Source organism: Bacillus sp. AP50 (assembly GCF_040492675.1).
Classification (GTDB): domain Bacteria; phylum Bacillota; class Bacilli; order Bacillales; family Bacillaceae_G; genus Bacillus_A; species Bacillus_A cereus.
Window position 1 is genome coordinate 1 of the sequence record NZ_JBEUTW010000661.1, and the last position, 1,584, is coordinate 1,584.

The following is a 1,584-nucleotide window of genomic DNA, read 5'->3' on the forward strand; positions in this document are numbered from 1 at the left end:
TTTGTATAATTTTCACAAAATTACTTTGATTCATTATTTATTTCACTATAAAATAATAAAAGGATATATATAGCCAAAGATTATAAGAATAGGTATGTCCTTTTTTGCAATGCTAATCCAAATTGAAGCCTAATACTGAAACGGTAAATGAGTAGAATTAGGGCTGAAACAGATAGTGAGGAAAGTAAAACAATAATAGCAAACAATACTTATAATGAAAACTTTCATAATGGACTGTCTATGGATGGAGAAAGAATACGAAAATATAAAGGGGTAAATGAATATGAATAGATCCTTCAAAGGTATTGCATTAGCAGGGTTAAGTGTTAGTTTCATGCTAGTAGGTTGTACATTAAATACATATGGACTTACACAGTCAGAGTATAGAAAAGTAGATAAGTATTATGATGCAGATAAAATGGTATCTGACCTAAAGAAATTGCACTATAGTGATGAACACATTGAAAACCAACTAAGAAACGTATTGTCTAGAATTGAGTATGAACAGGGAAGTAAGGAAGACGAATCAAGTAGTAAAGAAAGTAAATCAAATGTATCAGACACGGAAGGTGAAAAGAAGGTAAAGGTATCTGAAAAAGATTACCCTTATCGTTTGACTGAACTACACTTAGAATTCCAGTATCATTTAAAAAAACTAGAAAAGAAAACTGATAAATTATTTACAGAAGAGGGTGTCTACATAGGTGAGATAGATTCCTTAATTAGTCACATTAGTTTGGATATAAACCGTTTTGAAAAAATCAAGCCACCTAAAAAGTATGAAGATTACCAATTCTTAATACAAGAAGGGGTAGAAGAGATTAGAAAACACCTAATAAAAGTAGAAGATGCAGTTAGACAGTATGATGACCGTAAGTATGATGGTGAATATGATAAGGATAAAGCAAAAGAAATCATACAAAACGGTATGTTTGGGATAGATGATGGTGTTTCTAAATGGGAGACAGTATTTAATGGGATAAACGAAAAATACCCTGATGTAGAGCAAGAGGTAAAGGAAGAGAACCAGAAACATGCGAAAGAGGGTCATCGTGAGGATGATTTAAATGAAAAAGTTAGTGGTTCAGAAGTTGATAAATACAAAGCAGCCATCGTAGGAAATACAAATAAGATGGATGAAGTTATCAGACTGATACAAGATATAGGGCATTCAGATGTAAAGGATTATGAGTCAAAGAAAAGTGAAATCCAACTGAGTTTGGATATAGCAAAAACACACGTAAGAGACATGAAATACCTTGAGGCACCTAAAGAGTTAGAAGTTGAACAGGAAAAGATAAAACAGGCAATGGATAATTACTGGGATGCTCTGCGACTACTTTCAGAAGCATTAGAAGAACAAAATAATAGCAAGTTTGAACAAGCAAATAACAAAGCAGAACAGGCAATGAAACTTTTTAAAAAAGCAACTGACAGTATTGAAAGTAAAACGAACTAATCATGAAAATGGTCATGTGGTGGTATCCCTATTATAAATTAATAAATAAAAAAGATAAGATCGGATAGTAGGATCTTATCTTTTCACAAAGAGAAATATATTGCAAGATATCTTATTGTCTGTCT

General features: G+C 31.9%; 1 protein-coding gene. It reads left to right on the forward strand.

The window, feature by feature from the left end:
- Positions 1–277: 277 nt before the first annotated feature.
- Positions 278–1,459, forward strand: a complete 1,182-nt coding sequence (locus ABWK52_RS28040) for a DUF7018 domain-containing (lipo)protein (protein ID WP_086423428.1) — start codon at positions 278–280, stop codon at positions 1,457–1,459.
- Positions 1,460–1,584: the final 125 nt, after the last annotated feature.